This is a genomic window from Ensifer sp. GW823-FHT05D09, assembly GCF_058795755.1.
This window is the reverse complement of record NZ_JBXAIA010000025.1, coordinates 1-1,501: the sequence shown is the minus strand read 5'-3', so window position 1 is coordinate 1,501 and position 1,501 is coordinate 1. Positions and strand designations below refer to the sequence as shown.

The window sequence follows — 1,501 nt, the reverse complement described above, 5'->3', positions numbered from 1 at the left end:
GGCACGCGCGCCAAGTTCCTGCATCGGGACCGAATGCCTTGTGGTTGACCGAGTTTCGGTGCGGTCAATCCTTCAAGGCGTAACAACACCTGCAAGCTGCGCTGCCTGCGTCGGCTGGCTGTCTTTCCAGCCCTTGGGCGCACCTTCCGGCAGGATCTCCGGGGTCGTGAAAACAACGCCGTCCGGGGTGGGGTTGGGGGTCGGGGTTACCGCGGCCTGAGGTGAGCCAGCGACGCCGGTCAGCAACTGGATGCGTGCCAGCATCGCAAAGTCCTCATGCACGGTGTTGTGGCAATGGTTGACATAGGCGCCGCCGAACTCACCAAATTGCACCTGGAAGGTGACGCTGCCGCTTTCGCCCAGCCGCCAGACGTCCTTGCGCTGGAGGGTCTCGGTCGCCGGGAGCGTCGTTCCCGTGCGCGACATGGTGATGCCCTCCTCGAAGTGGAGGTGAATGGGGTGATCCCAGCCGCCGCCGCCGTTCCGATAGGTCCAATGCTCGACTTCACCGGCCTTCGGGATCAGCAGGGAAATCCTATTGGCATTCATGGAATGCGCCGTTTCACCATTGATGCGAATGGTCCAGGGGAAATCGACGGTTTCGCCGCAATCCGGCGTGCAGCCGTCCGGCCCGCGGGAATCGCCTTCTCCCGCCCTGCCGAACTCGACGAGCCTTGTGCGTACTGGCGTTACGATCGGTATCTGTTCGGTGAGTTTGGGCTGAACGCGGCTGACGTCCGGGTCGGTGGCACGGTGGATGACGCCGGGCACGTCAACGCTTTCGACGGCACCGACCACCCGGAACTCAAGCATGGGTCCGACAAGCGGATCCCTGGTGTCACCCTTGATCGCCTTGAGCAGGCTGAGTTCTTCCTTGGGCCCGCGCCCAGTCTCATGGCGGACCTGATTGACGACTTGTATCTTGTCGCCGATGCGGAAGCCGGAAAAGTCGACGACGATATCGTAGCGCTCGGCGATCCCCTGCACTGGTAGGGAGGTCAGGGTGAGGGGTGTGACGACGAGGTTCCCATCATTGGCGATGAACTTGATCGGCACGGGATTGCCTTTGGCATCCGCCAGCGCAAGCTTCAGGAAACGCGACATGCAGGCGTTGAGGATGCGGAAGCGATATTTTCGCGGCAGGACTTCGAAGAATGGCGCATAGCCGAAATTGACCAGCGGCACGTCGCCGAGCATTCCGTCCGTATCGAAAATATCGAAGAAGAGTTGGCCCGATGCGTCGCACGCGCAATCGGAAAAGGTCAGGTTGACGTCGAAGTCGATGTTGCCCCAACCGAGAAGCTTGCCGCTGGGCAGCCGCAGATTGACGCCATCCGCAAGCTCTTCGTTGCCGCGGTCGGGGCCGCTGTAATAGTTGATGGAACCAAGGTTGCCCTTGTAGACGTTTTCCGCCGTGAAGAAGAAACGGTGGTCATGCGCCCACAACGTTCCCTGCAGTTCGCGGAAGTCGCCTGCGACGTTCACCAGGCCGGTGCTGTCA

Annotated in this window: 1 protein-coding gene; it reads right to left on the bottom strand. The window is 61.4% G+C overall.

What is annotated here, in order from left to right; translation table 11 throughout:
• Positions 1 to 72: 72 nt before the first annotated feature.
• A partial coding sequence (locus AC1Q80_RS30740) for a multicopper oxidase domain-containing protein (protein ID WP_492362927.1) occupies positions 73 to 1,501 on the bottom strand: 1,429 nt, incomplete at its 5' end.